Origin of the sequence: Pusillimonas caeni, from assembly GCF_003545815.1 — a bacterium.
Classification (GTDB): Bacteria; Pseudomonadota; Gammaproteobacteria; order Burkholderiales; family Burkholderiaceae_B; genus Pusillimonas; species Pusillimonas caeni.
The window spans coordinates 359,198-376,345 of the sequence record NZ_PDUW01000003.1 but is presented as its reverse complement, the minus strand read 5'-3'; the positions used below and the strand labels follow the sequence as shown (position 1 = coordinate 376,345).

Below are 17,148 nucleotides of genomic sequence, written 5' to 3'. Positions count from 1 at the left end.
ATCATGAAGCTGTTTCCGATCTTCACCGACCTGAAAGGCCGCCGCGTGCTGGTGGTGGGCGGCGGCGCGGTCGCCGAGCGCAAAGTCCGCAGCCTGCTGGCCGCGGGCGCCGATGTCGTGGCGGGCGCGCCGGCGTTCACGCCCGCTTTGCTGGAACTGGCGCGCGAGGCGCCCATCACCCTGCTGCAAGAGGCCTTCCGGCCCGAATGGCTGGAAGGCGTCTGGCTTGCGGTCGCTGCGACCGACGACCGCGACCTGAATGGCCGCATCGCGCAGCTGGCGGAACAAAAGCGCCTATTCATCAACGTCGTGGACGATCCCGAACTGTCGTCCTTTCAGGTTCCGTCCATCGTCGACCGCTCGCCGCTGACGATCGCCATCTCGTCGTCGGGCGCTGCGCCCGTGCTGGCGCGGCGGCTGCGTGAACGCATCGAAGCCATGTTCGACCATTCTCTGGGCGCGCTGGCCGCCCTGGCGGCCCTGCATCGCGGCGCCATACGCCGGCTGCGGCCCGGCCTGCAGCGCCGCCGGGAGTTCTATGATTGGCTGCTGGACGGTCCGGTGTCCTCCGCGCTCGGCGCCCAGCGCTTCGATGACGCCGAGCGGGCCTTGCTCGACGAGCTGTCGAAACCCGAAAAAACCGCCGCGGGTGAAGTCCTGCTGGTCGGCGCCGGCCCGGGCGACCCCGGACTGCTGACGCTGAAAGCCCTGCGCGCGCTCAACGAGGCCGACGTCATCCTGTATGACCGGCTCGTCAGCGACGAAGTGCTGGACCTGGCGCGGCGCGACGCCGAGCGCGTCTTCGTGGGCAAGACGCCGGGCGAAGACCATCACGCCACGCAGACGCGCATCCATGAGCTGATGCGCGAGCATGCCTTGGCCGGCAGGCGCGTCCTGCGGCTCAAGGGAGGCGACGCCTTCGTCTTCGGCCGCGGCGGCGAAGAGCTCGAATATCTCGCCGCTCACGGCATTCCCTATCGGGTGGTCCCCGGCCTGACGGCGGGGCTGGCCTGCACCGCCTATGCGGGCATACCGTTGACGCATCGGACTCATGCCCAATCGGTGCGCTTCCTCACCGCCCACAGCAGCAAGCAGGACGACGCCCTGGACTGGCCCTCGCTGGCGCGCGAAAAACAGACCCTGGTCTTCTATATGGGCGTCAGTCAGATAAAATGGCTTGAACGGCAGTTGTTGACGCACGGACGCTCCGGCGACACGCCATTCTCCCTGATAGAGAACGGCACCCGGGCCGGCCAGCGAACCCTCACGGGACGCTTGTCGGAACTTGCCGCCCTGGCGACCTACCACGGCTTCCAGGCGCCCTCTTTGCTGGTTGTAGGAGAAGTCGCGGCGCTTGGTCCCCGCCTGAGCTGGTATGGTACGCATATCGACCATCTCGAGGCCACTCAGCATGAACAGCGACAACGGCCACCACGCCAAGAAACCCGAGCATTCCTCCACGCCTGACCAGGGCAGCGACACGTTGCATGCCTTGCTGGGATTATGGCAAGCCGCCTTCGACAATCACGACGCCGATGCCTTGGCGGGCCTGTTCGCCACCGACGTCCTGTTCCAGGGGCTGGCACCCACGCTGCTGTCGGGGCGCGAAGCCGTACGGGACTACTACCGGCGCGTACCCGAAGGTACCAGCGCGCTCATCGAAGACATCGAAGCCGTCTCATTGACTCCCGACATCATCTCGGGCCACGCCAAGGTGACCTTCGTGGAAGCCGACCGGCGGCTGCGCCCCGCTTGCCTGTCGATTACGGCTCAGAAGCTGACGGGACAGTGGCTGATCCAGAGCTATCACGCCTCGGCGCTGCCGGGCTCCTGCGGGGCCTGACGTCGCGCCACGCCTGCCGGCCTATCGAACGCCGGGCCGTCTGCGGCGCTTGACGATCGACCACCATCCGCCAAGGGTGTAGAACGCGGCGGCACCGCCGAGCACCCCAAGGACAAAGACCAGACCGAGCAAAAGCCAGTCGACCGGTCCACCAACGGCCACGAAGCCGGCGGCCGAAACCCGCATCAACACGAGCGCGCCCAGCCCGCCCAGCAGCCCGAGCACATGCGAACGCCCCAGCCTGCGCAGCAGCCCGAGCACATGCGAACGCCCCAGCCTGCGCAGCAAGATGCGTCGCTCTCGCAGCAGCAACGCCGCCAGGGCCAGCGCTCCGAGCACCAGCACGGCGGACAGCGGCCAGAACAACGGCCCCAGCATTTCCCTCAGCACCGCCAGCAGAACGGTCGGATCCAGCTCTTTCATGGTTTCGGCTCCTCAGGCGCGGCCGCGCAACATGCTGAGATAAGTGGGCTTCAGCGCGGCCGTCTTCATGACCCAGCTGATCCATAGCTCTTCCAGGGGGGCGATGACGCCCGGGAAGGACGGCACGAGATTGTTCTGGTAATCGAACTCGACCAGCATGGCCCGGCCCAGCCTCGTGATCAAGGGACACGATGTGTAGCCGGTGTAGAGCGCCTGGGACGTCGCGCCGCGTATCTCGGCCACGATATGGTCCACCGCCACGGGCGCCTGCCATTTCACGCTGGCGGCCGTCTTGCCCTTGGGTACGCCCGCCACGTCGCCCACGCCGAACACGTTCGGATAGCGCATATGGCGCAGCGTGCCCCTGTCGACCTCCAGCCACCCTTCGGCGGCCCATTGCCCGCTGCGCCACGGCAAGGGGCTGTTGCGCACGGCTTCGGGCGCGCGCATGGGGGGAATCACATGAATGAAGTCGTATCGTTGTTCCTCGGTGCCGTCGGGCGTGCTGAACGTGGCAGTACGCCGGCCCGGATCGATGGCCTTCAACACCCGCTGGTAATTGACCTGGACATCCCGCTGCTGGAACAGCATCCGCACTTTCTCGGAAACGATGGGCACACTGAACAGCTCTTTGTTGTGTGCGTTGTAGACGATGCGCGCCTGGCCCCGGCGGCCCCGTCGCGTCAGGTAGTCCTCGGTGATGAAGGCGTATTTCAGCGGCGCGCCCGCGCACTTCATCTCGGTGGCGGGACGCAGGAATATTCCCGTGCCGCCGCGGTCGGCAAACGCAGACATGGCTTCCCAGGTGGCCAAGGCCGCATCCGGGCCGTTGTACAGGCTGCCTATGCCGTGCTTGCCTATCAGCCCCACGTCCATGCCTTCGATCAGGCCATATTCGAGCTGCAATCCCGTGGCAACGATCAGGAAGTCGTAGCCGTACGATGCGCCGCTTTCGGTCACGACCTTGTTTCCGTCCGGATCGAATTCGGCGACGCGTTCCGCGACCAGCTGCACGCCCGGGGGAAGATAGTCGGCCGTGCGGCTCACCACGTACTCCCTGGGCTTTATTCCAGCCCCCACCAATGTGAAGCCCGGCTGATAAAGATGCGCTTTGCGCGCATCGATCAGGGTGATGCGAGCGCCCTCGAGGCCCGCCGCCAGCCTGGACGCGACGGAAAGCCCGGCCGCACCGGCGCCGGCGATGACGATGCGCGCGTTCGTCTCGACCCTGGCCGCGCTCCGCGCCGGACGCGGCATTGCGGCAGCCATCGCCCCGGCCACGCCCGCCGACATCAGCAGGCGGCGTTGCTTCATCCATGGTGTCAAGGCCTCTTCCTTCGGCTGCATGCCGTTCGTTCGGCTTGTCATGTCGCGGCCCCTTGTGTCGTTGATCGCCCACGAACAAGGCATCGTCCATGCGGTAGGATACGCAGGCCGCACCGGTCTCTTGCTTGATGCAGGGTGGCCGGATCGCCGACGAGGTAGGACACGGTGTTGGCCGGTTCGTCGAAAAACGCCTGGACCTGTACAGTTGCTTGCATGGGCGGGATCCTCCAGTGAATGCTCCAGCAGCCTATTTTTTAATTAGTATATTCTAATTTAGCAAAAACTGATATAAAATCCGTTATGGCCATGAACGCTCAAGATCGCCTGTTTTTCGAAGAAGGGTCGGCCAAGGCCGCCGCCATGCTGCGGGCCATCGGCAACCCTCATCGCCTGCTGATCCTGTGTCTGCTGATCGAATATGGGGAGATGCCCGTCGGCAGCCTGCACGAGTACATCGACCTGAGCCAGTCGGCGCTGTCCCAGCACCTGGCGAGAATGCGCGAAGAAGGCCTGGTGACCTACAGGCGCGAAGCGCAGACCCTGTATTACCGGATCGAAAACGCCGATGTCGCCAAGCTGATCGCCACACTCAAGGAAATCTACTGTCCCTCTCGTTAGCTGGAAGCCCCTATGTCACTGAAGCCCCTCTCGCCTCAAGCCGCCCGCCAACAACTGGACCGGGGAGCCGTGCTCGTGGATATCCGTTCGGAGGACGAGCATGCGCGCGAACACATAGCGCAAGCCCTGCACGTGCCCGCCGAACGCCTCCACGACGGAAGCGCTGCCTTCCAGGATGCCAAGCGCGTCATTTTCTACTGCCGGTCGGGAGCGCGCACGCGAGCGCAGGCACAGGCGCTGAGCGCCTGCCGGAACGGCGATGCATATATGCTGGAAGGCGGGCTGGACGCCTGGAAGAAAGCCGGTCTGCCTGTCGTTATCGACGCTTCTCGCCCCATCGAGCTTCAGCGGCAGGTGCAGATCGTTGCGGGCTCATTGGTCGTGCTGGGCACCGTCCTGGGAGCAACGGCGTCCGCATGGTTTCTGGCGCTTTCGGGTTTCGTCGGCGCTGGGCTGGTATTTGCCGGGGTGTCGGGCTTTTGCGGCCTGGCCCGCGTGCTGATGGCCATGCCGTGGAACCGGCGGACCTTATGAGGAAGGCAGCGCCGCCGAAGCGGCCGGCGGCGCTGCGATAGAGACACTACATATTGTTGCCCAGCACGCTGATGATGCGCTTGGCGGTATCGGACTGATCGACCTGGCCGGCCTGGTCGAGCACGCTGACCACCGAGGCTCCGCCCTGCTCGGCCACATGGATGCGATAGACTTCGGCCTCGGACGTGCCCTTGCTGCCGAACAGGCGGCCGAAGAAGTTGGGCTGCTCGATCTTGCGCCCCGTGTCGGTGTCGAGATAGCGCACGAAGTAATCGCCGCTGGAGCGGTCGCGGTCGTCGACCGAGAAGCCGGCGCTGTCGATCGCCACGCCCACCCGGCGCCATGCGCGATCGAAGGACTCGTTCAGGCGCAGCGAGGCCTGGTCTTCGGCGGGACGCTCGACCTGGGGCCGGTTGGCATCGTTTTCGGCCTGGGTGACCAGGGTCTGGGCGCGATCGATGTCGGTGCCCAGGAAAACCATGAGCCGCGCCAGCATGGCGGCGTTCAAGCCCGGGTCTTCCTTGCCTTCGACCCACTTGAAGCCGGTATTGTCCGAGGTGCCGGTTTCGACCATCTGATCGTGGCTGATGTAGATTTCGGTACGGCCGTCGATGCGCTCGAGACGCGTGCGGAAGCGCTCGCGCTCGCCGCTGTCGAAGACCGAATCGATGATGCTGCCCAGGGCGCTCTTGATCCACCCTTCGGGCACCTTGGCGCGGTTCTCGGCCCAGTCGGTTTCGATCAGGCCGGCGCGGGGATTCTGCGTATGAATGGTGAAGCCCTGTTCGCCCCAGAAGTCGACGACCTTGGGATAGACGTCTTCGGCCGCCTGGTCGACCACCAGCCAGCGTATGTTGCCGTCGCGCATGACGCGGACGTGGTCGCTGGTGGGCAGCACATTGCTGGACGCGCCCGCCGCCTGTTGCTGCTGCGTGTTCTGGGCATACTGGCTGAACGTGGTCGTGCCCTCGGGCGCGCGGTAGTGCGCGTCGCTTCCGGCCTGCGTGAGGTCGGGAGGAATGCTGAGCGGGTTTCCGGCGCTGGGCACCGTACTGCGGTAATCGACGGACTCTTCGCGACCCGTCAGTTGGTTCCATGTCGAGCAGCCGGATAGCACCGCAAGGCCCAGGCCGGCGGCCAGGGCGGCATAGCGTTTGTTTCTACGCATATTCGTCATTTTCAAATCAAGCCCACGTCTTTCAGGGTGCCGCGCACGGCATCGTGATAGCGTTCGTCCAGGGGGGTTAAGGGTAAACGATAGCCCAAGGCAGACAGCCCCATCTCGGCGACGGCCCACTTGACGGGAATCGGGTTGGCTTCAATAAACAGTACTTTGTTCAGACCCGCGAGGCGGCCGTTGAGTTCGCGCACGCGCGGGACGTCGGCCGCCAGCGCCGCCATGCACAGTTCGTGCATGAGCCGGGGCGCGACGTTGGCCGTGACGGAGATGTTGCCCTTGCCGCCCAGCAGGATGAGCGCCGCCGCGGTGGGGTCGTCGCCGCTGAAGACCTGGAAGGCTTCGGGCTTGTGGTGCAGCAGCCACCCTGCCCGCCCGATGTCGCCGGTGGCGTCCTTGATGCCGATGATGCCCGGCACCTGCGCAAGGCGCAGCACGGTCTCGTTGGACAGGTCGGCCACGGTGCGGCCCGGTACGTTATAGAGGACGACCGGCAGGTCGACCGCTTCGGCGCAGGCCTTGAAGTGCCGGTACATGCCTTCCTGGGTGGGCCTGTTGTAATACGGCACGACCGAGAGCCCGGCTTGTGCGCCCACGTTCTTGGCGTACTGGGAAAGCTCGATGGCCTCGTCGGTGGAGTTGCCGCCGACGCCCGCGATGACCGGCACCCGCCCGGCGGCATGCTCGACCGCCACCTTGATGAGTTCGGCATGCTCTTCCATGCTGACCGTGGGGGACTCGCCCGAGGTGCCGACCACCACCAGCCCGTCCGTTCCCTCTTTGACGTGCCAATCGATGAGTTTTCGATACGCGTCGAAGTCCAGACTGCCGTCCGGATGCATGGGAGTGACCAGGGCAACCAGGCTGCCCTGAAAAGTGGGTGTCGCGCTTTCTGTACTAGCCATGATGAAAAAAGCTCCGTCTGGAGGCGTGCAGGCGCAAGGCGCCTGTATCAACTATAACGTGCAAGTTTACCGGATAAACCGCCCGGGCATATTGCGCACGCGGCAAGTTTTCTACAAGAACCACGTGATGATGGCCTGGCCGAACGCCAGCAGCGGCCGCAACAGCATCCACAGCACCCCCGTCAGCATGAGCACGATGAGGATCAGCAGGCCGTAGGGCTCGAGCTTGCCGTACTTCCAGGCCAAACGCGAAGGCAACAGGCTGAATACGATCCGGCCGCCGTCCAGCGGCGGCAGGGGAAACAGATTCAGCGCCATCAGCACCAGGTTGATCTGTATGCCGGCAAAGGCCATCAGCACCCAGAAATCGTCGGGCGAAGCGCCGTTGAGGATCAGCAGGCGCAGGGATATTGCCCAGATCACGCCCATGACGAGGTTGGACGCGGGCCCCGCCAGGGCCACCCAGAGCATGTCCCGCTTGGGATTGCGCAGCCGCCCCCAGTCGACGGGAACGGGCTTGGCCCATCCGAACAATATGCCCGCCCCGCCGAGCAGCTTGGTGCTGAACAGCAGGAACAAGGGTACGGCTATCGTCCCGATGGGATCGACATGCCTGATCGGATTCAAGCTGATGCGCCCCGCCTCGTAGGCGGTGGGGTCGCCGAACATGCGGGCGACGTAGCCGTGGGCCGCCTCGTGCAGTGTGATGCCGAACAGCACGGGCAGGGCATACACCGCAATGGTTTGAATCAGTGAATCCATAGATGCAGAAGGGAAATCGCCGGACAGAAAGGCCCGGCGAGAAAGAGGAAGGGACAGGACATTGGATCGCGCGGCGGAGTGAAAGTTTCAGTCCAGCCCCAGAGCAGCCGGGTCTCCGCCCCCGCGGCGCACGACGACGGGCTCGGCGCCGCTGAGGTCGATCACGGTGGTGGGCATGAGCGGGCTGGCGCCGCCGTCGATGACGGCGGCAAGCTGATGCCCGTAGCGCTCGAGTATCTGCTCGGCATCGTTGAGCGGCTCGTCCTCGCCTTCGGGGATGAGGGTGGTGGATATCAACGGAGAGCCGGCCGCATCGAGCAGATCGAGCGTGACCTTGTGGTCGGGCACCCGTATGCCGATGGTCTTGCGCGACGGATGGGACACGCGGCGCGGCACTTCGCGCGTGGCTTCGAGAATGAAGGTCCAGGGACCCGGCGTGGCCAGTTTGAGGAAGCGGTACTGCCTGTTGTCGACACGGGCGAAATGGCCGATTTCGGCCAGATCGCGGCACAGCAGAGTGAGATGATGCCGTTCGTCCAGCCCGCGCAGGCGGCGCAGCGCATCGGCCGCGCTCTTGTCGTCGAGGCGGGCCACGACCGCGTAGCTGGAATCGGTGGGCACGGCGACGAGTCCGCCGTCGGCCAGAAACTGGCCGGCCTGCTTCAAAAGGCGTGCTTGGGGATTTTGCGGATGTACGACGAAATATTGAGCCATGAAACGTATCCTAACATTCTGGGTGATTGTAGACGGGCTCAGGTCGTCACCAGCACGGCGCAGGGCAGTTCGGCGAAAAGCCGCTGAGCCGGCAGCTCTGCATTTGCCGAGGGGCGATGAGTCTTGCCCGTAAAGATGTCCTTCATGTCACGGCCGCCAAGGGCAGATACCATGATACCGGTGTCATCCCAGTAAGTCATATCGATGCGCGGGCCGCCGTCCCCTTCCTGCTCTGCCAGGGCCTGTGCGCACAGGCGCGGAACGGCCACGATCACGTCCTGTCCGCCCAGGCGCCGCGCGTAGGCGATCACATGCTCGCGGCGCCTTCCCGCCGTCTCCAGGGGCAGGCAGGCGCCCCGTGCGAAAACCGCTTCGGCCTGGGCGCGCAGCGCCAGCACCGCGCGGATGACGGCCTGCTTGATGCGGCCGTCACGCCAGTGGGCGAGCAGCGCGGCCATGTCGGCATTCGCCGCCGCGGCATCCAATGCCCGGCGGCGCCCCGGGTAGTCGACCGCGCGCCGGTTGTCGGGATCGACCAGGCTGAAGTCCCACCACTCCGTTCCCTGGTAAAGATCGGGCACGCCCGGAGACGTCAGGCGCAACACGGTCTGCGCCAGGCTGTTGACGGCCCCGGCCGGCGCAATGTCCTGGACGAAATCGTGGAACGAACACAGCAGGCCGGCCTCTGGAGCGTGCCCGTCCGATGCGTCCGGCCTCTCGTCGGCGTCCACGGCTTCGGCAAGACGCCGCGCCTGAGCCGGAGCCCAGCCCAGCAATTCGTGGACATACTGCGCGCAACGCAGCTCGTAGTCCAGATCGGGATCGAACCAGCTCGAGTTCTGCTTGGCTTCACGCAGGGCCTTGCGCTGCCATTGCACGATGCGGCGGCCGAAGGCGGCAAGCGCCTCCGGATCGCGCGGATGCAGATCCAGCGGCCAGGCGCCCACCATGGCCTGCCACAGCATGTAGCGCTCGGCGCTTTGCGAGGGCGTCTCGCATTCCTGCGTCTTCCATGCCGCCCACTCCCTGCAGGCGCGCTCCCACTCTTCCACCCTTTCACTCAGTACGGCCAGCCTGGCGCGCGCATCCTCCCCGCGCTTGTGGTCGTGGCTGGCCGTGGCCAGCAGCGAAGCCGGATAGTGTTCGGCCCGCCATGCATTGCGCGCATGGAACGCCTCGACGCTTTCGGCCAGGACCGAAGGATCGGACCCCACTTCGTTGCGCGACAACAGCGGCCCATAACGATAGAACACGGTGTCTTCCAGCGACTTGGCCGCCAGGGGCGGGGTCAGCTGCTCGAAGCGCCGCACGGCCTCTTGCCGGCAAGCCGCTTCGTCGCACAGGGGCGCGCCCGGCCTTCGCGCCGGCTGTGTGCCGGGCGGAATGGCGATCAGCCAGGCCGTGACGAGATCGAGCAGGCGGTGTTCGCCGGAGTCCGGATCGAGGCGCGCACGGGCCTGGGCCGCCGCCCTGTCGATGACGGCCCGGTCCTGGTCGGCGGCCTCCGCGCCCTCCACATAGCTGCGATAAACGGGAAAGCAGGCCAGAAAGACCTCCAGCACCCGATCGACCGCTTCCTGCGACCATTCTCCCGGCCGCGCCCGCATATGAATCAATTCGTGCACACGGCGGACCAGCGCGTTGCGCTCGGCGAAGAAATGGCGGCGCAACATCGTGGTTCGCGCCTCGCGCAGGAAATCGGCCGCCGTGTCGGAGCGGCCGCATACCTGCTGCCAAAGGCCGATCAAGCGCGCCCCGCCGTGCGCATCGTGCAACACCGCCGCCGCCTGGTCCATGAAGTCGTATCCGGTCGTGCCGTCGACCTGCCAGCGCTCATCCAGCACTTCGCCGCCGGCCAGGATCTTCTCCACCACCACCCAAGGCTCCGCCCCGGCTCCCGCGCCGCCGGGCCGCCTTGCCCGCATCGCCTCGCGCAGGCGCCGGCAATACGCCAGGGGCCGCGCCAGCCCGTCGACGTGGTCGATGCGCAAGCCGTCGATCAGTCCCTGTTCGTACAGTTTCAGGGGCAGCTCGTGCACCGCGTCGAACACCTCGGGCTCTTCGATACGCAGCCCCGCCAGTCCGCTGATTTCGAAGAAGCGGCGCCAGTTGATGCTGTCCGCGGCGCAGCGCCAGCCGCAGAGCCGATAATGCTGCCGCTTGAGCAGCTCGTGCAGCCGCCATCGCCCCCGGTGCTCGGCCGGATCGTGTTCCGCCAGAATCTCGGTGCAGTCGCGCCCGCGGCAGGCGAGCGTACCGTCGGCCACAGGAAACCGCCCTCCGCTCGCCTCGATCAGGTAGCGGTCCCGCTCGCCGTCATGAACCAACCTCAGTTCTCCCCCCGCAAGGCTGCCGGCATAGTCCTGCGCCAGGAAAGGCGCGAGCACCTTGCCGTACAGCGTTTTATCGGCCGGGCGCCAGTCGATGTCGAACCAGTGCGCATAGCGGCTTTGCCTGCCCCGCGCCAGCACGTCCCACCACCATGCGTTGCCGGGATGGGTAGCCATGTGATTGGGCACGATGTCCAGCAGGATGCCCATGCCGCGCGCGCGCAGTGCTTCCGACAGCGCACGCAGCGCCGGCTCTCCGCCCAGCTCGGGGTTGACGCGCGTGGGGTCGATGACGTCGTAGCCGTGAAGCGAGCCCGGCACGGCGCAGGATATGGGAGATAGATAAAGGTGGCTCACGCCCAGCGAGGCGTAGTAGGGTATTTGCTCACGCGCATGATCCAGCGTGAACCCGGCATGCAATTGCAACCGGACCGTTGCTCGGGGAACGCTCACGACCGACTCCTTCCGTGGCGCACGGCATGGATTGCCTTCGCGGCGGCCCGGCTCGAGAACAGATTGCCGACCTCCAGGGGCAGGCGTCGCAGCCAATTGGGATGAGACCCCGCCTGCGTGCCCGACGAGCCGGGCATATTGGGCTGCTCGGGCAAGGCCAGTATGTCTTCCAGGGGAAAGACGCACAAGGGCGACGGGCTGGCCGCCACCCACTCGAGCACTTCGGCCACCGGCGCCTCGCCCGCCGCGTCGGGTCGGGAAGGCAGGGCCTGGGCCAATAAAAGTTTGTCCTGTTCTCGCTGGCTGCGGGCCGCCTCCAGCGCCTCGGGTTCAAGATAGCCCAAGCGATGCTGCCAATCAAGATCCCTGCCCTGCCACCATCCGGCGACCGTGGGCAGGTCGTGGGTCGTGGTGGTGGCCATGGAGTCGGGCGGCCAGTGCTCCACCGGCACGAAAGCCTGCGTCGGCTCCTCCTCGCGTTCGAACCACAGAACGCGGGTGCCGAGCAGGCCGTGGCCGCTCAATAGATCGTTGAAGCCGGCTGGCACCGTGCCCAGATTCTCGCCCACCACGATAGCCTGATGGCGATGGGATTCCAGCGCCACCAGGCGCAGCAAGTCATGCAGCGGATAGCGAAGAAAAGCACCGTCGGCGGCGCTTTCGCCTTGCGGCACCAGCCACATTCTGGCCAGGCCCAGCACGTGGTCGATGCGCACTCCGCCCGCATGGGACAGGGCGTGGCGCAATATGGAAAGGAAAGGCCGATAGCCCTTTTCGCGCAGGGCGCGCGGAGAGAAGGCGGTCAGGCCCCAGTCCTGCCCTCTTGCATGATACAGATCGGGCGCGGCGCCCACTGTGGCGCCCTGCAGGATGTCCTGCGGCGCGGCCCAGGCCTGGCTGCCCCGCGCGTCGGTCCCTATGGCCAGGTCGGCGATCAATCCTATGGACATGCCCGCCTCGCGCGCCGCTTCCTGTGCGCGGCACAGGCCTTCATGCGCAAGCCATTGCAGGAAGGCGTGAAAACGCAGCTCGGACGCAGATTGGCGGGCAAAGGCCTGGACGGCGGCGCCGTTCGGATCATGCATCGGGGCGGGCCAATCCTGCCAGCCGCTGGCCGCGCCGAGCGTCTGCGCATAATGAGCATGCAGGGTCTCATAGAGACAATGGCTTTGCAGCGCCTCGCCGCCCGCGCGCCAGAACGCCTCGAAAGCTTTTCTGGACTCCGGCGGCCCTTGCGCTTCGAAACGCTGGAACAGCTGTCTTGCAAGCGCCAGGCGCGCGGTCTGCACCACGGGCCAATCGATCAGATCCCCGGCGCCCGCCGTTCGCGCTGTGTCCGGCGCAATGGGGCGCGAGGCATCGGGAAGCGAAGCAAGCGCCGCGCGCAAGGCCTCTTCGCCCAGCGCCCGCACATCGATATAGGCAGTGTTGAGGAACAGGCGGCTCGACGGCGCATAAGGGCTGTAGCGCGAGGGATCGGCGCTGAACAGCGCGTGGACGGGGCTGATGGCCAGCGCGCTCGCGCCGAGCCGGCCGGCCTGATGCGCCAGTTCGGCCAGGGCGCCGTAGCCGCCCGCCCCATCAGCCGCTGCCATCGCCGGGCCGCCATACGCCGCGGCATCGCGACGCAGGCTGTAGACTTGCGCCGCGACGCCCCATGGCCGCCCCGCCGCGCCGCCTTCCGGCGGGCCGACGCAGCGGCGCGGGGCGACAGCCAGAAGCAGCCTGTTCCTGCCGATCTGCAGAGGGTGATAGCCGGGAATGTCCACGGGCGCCAGCCGCACGCTGCCGTCCTTCTGAAGTTCGGCCTCGCCTTCGCGCCCTCCCTCGCCCGACTCGTACTCCAGCCGATAATGCATCGGCCCGCCGTGGCGCAGCACGACGGGCTCTCCCGCCTCGACCACCACCATCCGTCCATCGAGACGGGACTCTTCCTCGCGCAGACGCCTCAGACTGCACTCGAGCCTGGCTCCATTGCCGCATTCCAGTCCCATTGCGTCCAGCAAGGCCTCCAGGGTCTCGTCCGGCACCGTGCGCGTGCGCTCATGCACGTCCTGCCAGGTCCGGGCCAGGCCGACGGCATCAGCCAGGACATGCAGAGGGGCGTCTCCCGCTTCAGCCATCGCCCCTCTCCGGCCCGGCCTCCAGCGCGGCAATCGTGCAGCGAGCCGGCAGCTGCCCGTAGCGCTGCTCGGCCCGCGCCTCGAAGTCCTCGTCCCCCGGCCCTCGGAAGAACACGCTGTCCGGCGGCAAGTCGGACAGCTCCGGACACTCGACGGGCTGCTCTCCGAGGTTGCTGAATATCGTCAGGCGCGCCCCGTCGCCCATCTCCCAGGCGGCGTGCACCGCTTCCGCGCCCACCGCCCGCGCGCCCAGGCTGCGTGCGCCCCGCAGGCGCGGCGCGACATGCTCCCGGCGCAGGGCAAGCAGCTGCTCGTACCAGCGCCGCCATTCTTCCGTCTCGGCATCGTCGGGGGCCAGGCTCGAGCGCGCCCAGGTCTCCGGATCGTTGGGGTCGGGTATGGTCTGTAGCGCATCGGCGTCCGCAAAGGCCGGAAAGCCGGCGAACTCTTTGCGCCGCCCGACGCGCACCGCCCGCGCCAGCTCCGGTTGGACATGGCTCGTGAAATACAGGAACGGTGTCTCGGCGCCCTGCTCTTCGCCCATGAACAGCAGCGGAATCTGCGGCGTCAGCAGTTGCAGGGCGACCGCCGCCTGCAAGGCATCCCGCTTCACGCCCAGGCGGGTCAGGCGTTCGCCCAGGGCGCGATTCCCGATCTGGTCGTGATTCTGCAGGAAAAAAACGAAATGCTCGGGCGACAAGCCCGCGCTCGGCTCCCCGCGCCGCCGCCCGTTCCTGTGAGGATCGGGCTGTCCCTGAAAGATAAAGCCCTCCGCCAGCGCGCGCGCCAGCATGCCGCCCGGCTCATCCGCATAGGAGGCGTAGTAGCCCGAGCGCTCGCCGGTCAGGATATGGTGCACCACGTGGTGCGCATCGTCGTTCCATTGGGCGTCGAAGCCCTGTTCTAGCAGGCCGGCCGCGTTGTCGTCGTTCTCGAGAACCAGATGCACCCGCCGCCGGGGATCGAGCGCGCCGCGCACAAAAGAGGCCATCTCGGGCAGCCAGTCTTTGTCGCTGATGGCGTGCACCGCGTCGAAGCGCAATCCGTCGAAATGGTATTCGCGCAGCCAGTACAGGGCGTTCTCGGCAAAGAAGCGCCGCACCTGCTCGCGCCGGAAGTCGATCGCCGGGCCCCAGGGGGTGTCGAGATCGTCGCGGAAGAATTCCGGCGCATACCGGGGCAGGTAATTGCCGTCGGGGCCGAAATGGTTGTACACGACATCAAGGAAAACCATCATGTTCAGGCCGTGCGCCGCGTCGATCAGCCCGCGCAAATCGTCCGGCTCTCCATAGGCGCGATCGGGCGCATAAGGCAGCACGCCATCGTAGCCCCAGTTGCGCGGCCCGGGAAAATCAGCCACGGGCATGAGCTCGACCGCGGTGACGCCCAGCCGCGCCAGCTCGGGTAGGCGGGCGCGCACGCCGTCGAAGCCCCCCACCAAGCCGCAATGAATTTCATAGAGAACCGTTTCGGTCCACGGACGGCCCAGCCATTGAGGAAACTGCCAGGCATAGCGGGCGGGGTCGCACACTATGCTGGCATCGTGCACGTCCCCATCCTGCATGCGCGAAGCCGGATCGGGAACGCTGGAGCCGTCGGGCAAGCCATAGCGGTAACGTGTTCCGGCCGGAGCGCGGCATGTCAGCTCGTGAAAGCCGCCATGCGTCCTGGCCATGGGTTTCGGCGCCTGGCCTTCGATCTGCAGCGCGACGGTCTCGACGCCCGGCGCCCACAGGCGGAAACGTGTGTCGCCGTTCTCCAGAGGCAGCGCGCCAAATCCGTAGTCCCCTGCGCGCGGCCCCTCCCGCTCCGGCGCCGAACCGGACGTGCCCGCCCTCATGGCCGGCCGCCCTCGTTATTGGCCAGCAGGACCAGGCCGTGCGCGCAGACCGGAATCTCGTCGGCGCGAATCTCGTTGCCGCCCTGGCCTTCCCGGCCCGTGTCGAGCCGGCGAAACCATCTGCAAGGCAGCGCGGGCAGGACGAAGACGACCTCTTCGCTGCCGCCGTTCACCAGCAGCAGGCTCACATCGACTTCTCCATCCGGACGCAGGGCCGCGCGCTGAAAGCCCAGCACGCGCCCTTCGGCATAGGCCCAGGCCTCTTCGCTCATTTCGCAGCCGTCCATGTCGTACCACGCGGCGCGCTTGATGCCCGGCGCAAGCTCTGCCCCATCGTCCCCGAAGCGTCCGCGGCGCAAGGAGGGATGGGTGCGGCGCAAGGCCCGCGCCCGCGACACCAGGTCCATCAGGGCGCGCCCCTGTTGGGTGTCCGCCTGGCTCCAGTCCAGCCAGGACAAGTCGTTGTCCTGGCAGTAGGCGTTGTTGTTGCCCTGCTGGCTGTTGCCGAACTCGTCTCCCGCAAGAAGCATGGGTGTGCCGTCCGACATGAGCAGGCTGGCGAGCATGGATTTCAGCACCCTGCTTCTGATCTGCATCACGCTTTCATCGGTTGACGGCCCTTCGACGCCCCAATTGAAGCTGTAGTTCTCTCCGTGCCCGTCGCCGTTTTCGTCGCCATTAGCTTCGTTGTGCTTCTCGCAATAGCTGACGACGTCGGCCGCGGTGAAGCCGTCGTGCGATGCCAGGAAATTGACCGAAGCCCAGGGCCGGCGATGGCGGCGGTCGAACAGGGCCGGGGTGGCGCTTAACGATGCGGCCAGTTCGCCGCGCTGCTCGGCATCGCCGCGCCAGAAGCGCCGCAGCGTGTCGCGGTAGCGGTCGTTCCATTCGGCGAAGCCGGGCGGATGGTTGCCCAGCTGGTAGCCGTCCGGGCCGGTGTCCCAGGGTTCGGATATCAGCTTCAGCCGCGACAGGACGGGGTCCTGCAGAATGGCGTCGAAGAATCCCGACCCGGGATCGAAGCCCGTGCCTTCGCGGCCCAGCGTAACGCCCAGGTCGAAGCGAAAGCCGTCCACCCGATAGCTCTCGGCCCAGTGGCGCAAAGAGTCCATCACCATTTGCAGCACGCGCGGATGCGACAGGTTGACCGTGTTGCCGCAGCCCGTGTCGTTGATGTAGTAGCGTTCTTCGCCCGGGATCAGCCGATAGTAGCTGGCGTTGTCCAGGCCGCGCCACGACAGGGTCGGCCCCAGCTCGTTGCCTTCGGCCGTGTGGTTGTAGACCACGTCCAGTATCACTTCGATGCCAGCCGAATGCAGCCGCCTGATCGCCATGCGCAGCGAGTTCGTTCCCGCGGGGCCAAGGTAGCGGGGGTCGGGCGCAAAGTAGGCAAGCGTGTTGTAGCCCCAGTAATTGCGCAAGCCCCGCTCTACCAGGAAATGATCGTCCAGCGCCGCGTGCACGGGCAGCAGTTCCAGCGTCGTGACGCCCAGCTTGTGCAGATGCTCGATGAAGGCGGGATGCGCCAAGGCTTCGGCCGTGCCCCGCCAGCCGCCCCGGACGTCGCCGCGCTTCATCGAAACGCCTTTCATGTGCGCTTCGTAGATGAAGGTGTCGTCCCACGGCACCGAAGGCGACTCTCCGCCGCCCCAGTTGAAGCCGTCGTCGGACACGACGGCTTTGGGTACCCATGCCGCGCTGTCGCGCCGGTCCATGCTCAGATCCATGCGGGGATGCTGGACGCGATAGCCGAACAAGGCATCCGACCAGCGCAGGGCGCCGGTCAGTTGCCTGGCATAAGGATCGAGCAGCAGCTTTTGCGGATTGAACCTGTGGCCGTGGGCGGGATCGTACGGCCCATGGGCGCGATAGCCGTAGACCAGCCCGGGCTGGGCGTCGGGCAGATAGCCATGCCAGATTTCATCGGTGCATTCCGGCAGGGGCAGCCGCCTCAGTTCCTTGCGGCCCCGCGCATCGAACAGGCATAGGTCGATCCTCGTGGCGTTGGCCGAAAAGACGGCGAAGTTCACGCCCAGGCCGTCGCTGGTGGCGCCCAAGGGATAGGGCCGGCCGGGAAGCAGTTTGTCGGCGTCGCTCATG

The 17,148-nt window shown here is 66.4% G+C and carries 14 protein-coding genes; 4 read left to right on the top strand and 10 right to left on the bottom strand.

What is annotated here, in order from left to right; genetic code table 11:
• Positions 1-3: 3 nt before the first annotated feature.
• Together cysG and CSC67_RS09050 are read left to right on the top strand one after the other, a co-directional pair.
• Positions 4-1,467, top strand: coding sequence for a siroheme synthase CysG (gene cysG, locus CSC67_RS09055; protein ID WP_118994188.1), 1,464 nt, complete (start codon positions 4-6; stop codon positions 1,465-1,467).
• A complete protein-coding gene (locus CSC67_RS09050; RefSeq protein ID WP_167752821.1) occupies positions 1,412-1,843 on the top strand; it encodes a YybH family protein in 432 nt (143 codons plus the stop codon). Before cysG ends, CSC67_RS09050 begins: the two co-directional genes overlap by 56 nt.
• 21 nt (positions 1,844-1,864) lie before the next feature.
• Here the strand turns inward: CSC67_RS09050 and CSC67_RS09045 are convergent, their stop codons facing one another.
• Both CSC67_RS09045 and CSC67_RS09040 read right to left on the bottom strand, forming a co-directional pair.
• Positions 1,865-2,266, bottom strand: a complete 402-nt coding sequence (locus CSC67_RS09045; protein ID WP_118994186.1) for a DUF5368 family protein — start codon at positions 2,264-2,266, stop codon at positions 1,865-1,867.
• Positions 2,267-2,278: 12 nt separating this feature from the next.
• Positions 2,279-3,634: an NAD(P)/FAD-dependent oxidoreductase gene (locus CSC67_RS09040; RefSeq protein ID WP_118994355.1), complete on the bottom strand. Its 1,356-nt coding sequence runs from the start codon at positions 3,632-3,634 to the stop codon at positions 2,279-2,281.
• Between the two features lie 258 nt (positions 3,635-3,892).
• On the opposite strand from CSC67_RS09040, the gene CSC67_RS09035 reads away from it, so the two are divergent.
• Positions 3,893-4,210, top strand: a complete 318-nt coding sequence (locus CSC67_RS09035) for an ArsR/SmtB family transcription factor (RefSeq protein ID WP_118994185.1) — start codon at positions 3,893-3,895, stop codon at positions 4,208-4,210.
• 12 nt (positions 4,211-4,222) lie between these two features.
• A complete protein-coding gene (locus tag CSC67_RS09030) occupies positions 4,223-4,744 on the top strand; it encodes a rhodanese family protein (protein WP_118994184.1) in 522 nt (173 codons plus the stop codon).
• A gap of 46 nt (positions 4,745-4,790) precedes the next feature.
• Here CSC67_RS09030 and bamC read toward each other — a convergent pair whose 3' ends face one another.
• The 8 genes from bamC to glgX all read right to left on the bottom strand — a co-directional run bounded on the left by bamC (position 4,791) and on the right by glgX (position 17,147).
• Positions 4,791-5,912 carry an outer membrane protein assembly factor BamC gene (gene bamC, locus CSC67_RS09025; protein ID WP_167752820.1) on the bottom strand — a complete coding sequence of 374 codons (1,122 nt, stop codon included), beginning with the start codon at positions 5,910-5,912 and terminating at the stop codon, positions 4,791-4,793.
• Between the two features lie 11 nt (positions 5,913-5,923).
• Positions 5,924-6,826, bottom strand: coding sequence for a 4-hydroxy-tetrahydrodipicolinate synthase (gene dapA / locus CSC67_RS09020; protein ID WP_167752819.1), 903 nt, complete (start codon positions 6,824-6,826; stop codon positions 5,924-5,926).
• A gap of 111 nt (positions 6,827-6,937) precedes the next feature.
• Positions 6,938-7,588, bottom strand: coding sequence for a site-2 protease family protein (locus CSC67_RS09015; RefSeq protein ID WP_118994182.1), 651 nt, complete (start codon positions 7,586-7,588; stop codon positions 6,938-6,940).
• Between the two features lie 87 nt (positions 7,589-7,675).
• Positions 7,676-8,302: an L-threonylcarbamoyladenylate synthase gene (locus CSC67_RS09010; protein ID WP_118994181.1), complete on the bottom strand. Its 627-nt coding sequence runs from the start codon at positions 8,300-8,302 to the stop codon at positions 7,676-7,678.
• 38 nt (positions 8,303-8,340) lie between these two features.
• Positions 8,341-11,085, bottom strand: coding sequence for a malto-oligosyltrehalose synthase (gene treY / locus CSC67_RS09005; RefSeq protein WP_167752818.1), 2,745 nt, complete (start codon positions 11,083-11,085; stop codon positions 8,341-8,343).
• Positions 11,082-13,208, bottom strand: a complete 2,127-nt coding sequence (malQ, locus tag CSC67_RS09000) for a 4-alpha-glucanotransferase (protein ID WP_118994179.1) — start codon at positions 13,206-13,208, stop codon at positions 11,082-11,084. The genes treY and malQ overlap by 4 nt, the downstream gene beginning before the upstream one ends.
• Positions 13,201-15,048: a malto-oligosyltrehalose trehalohydrolase gene (treZ, locus tag CSC67_RS08995; protein ID WP_118994178.1), complete on the bottom strand. Its 1,848-nt coding sequence runs from the start codon at positions 15,046-15,048 to the stop codon at positions 13,201-13,203. The genes malQ and treZ overlap by 8 nt, the downstream gene beginning before the upstream one ends.
• Positions 15,045-17,147, bottom strand: a complete 2,103-nt coding sequence (glgX, locus tag CSC67_RS08990) for a glycogen debranching protein GlgX (protein ID WP_118994177.1) — start codon at positions 17,145-17,147, stop codon at positions 15,045-15,047. The genes treZ and glgX overlap by 4 nt, the downstream gene beginning before the upstream one ends.
• Position 17,148 lies beyond the last annotated feature (1 nt).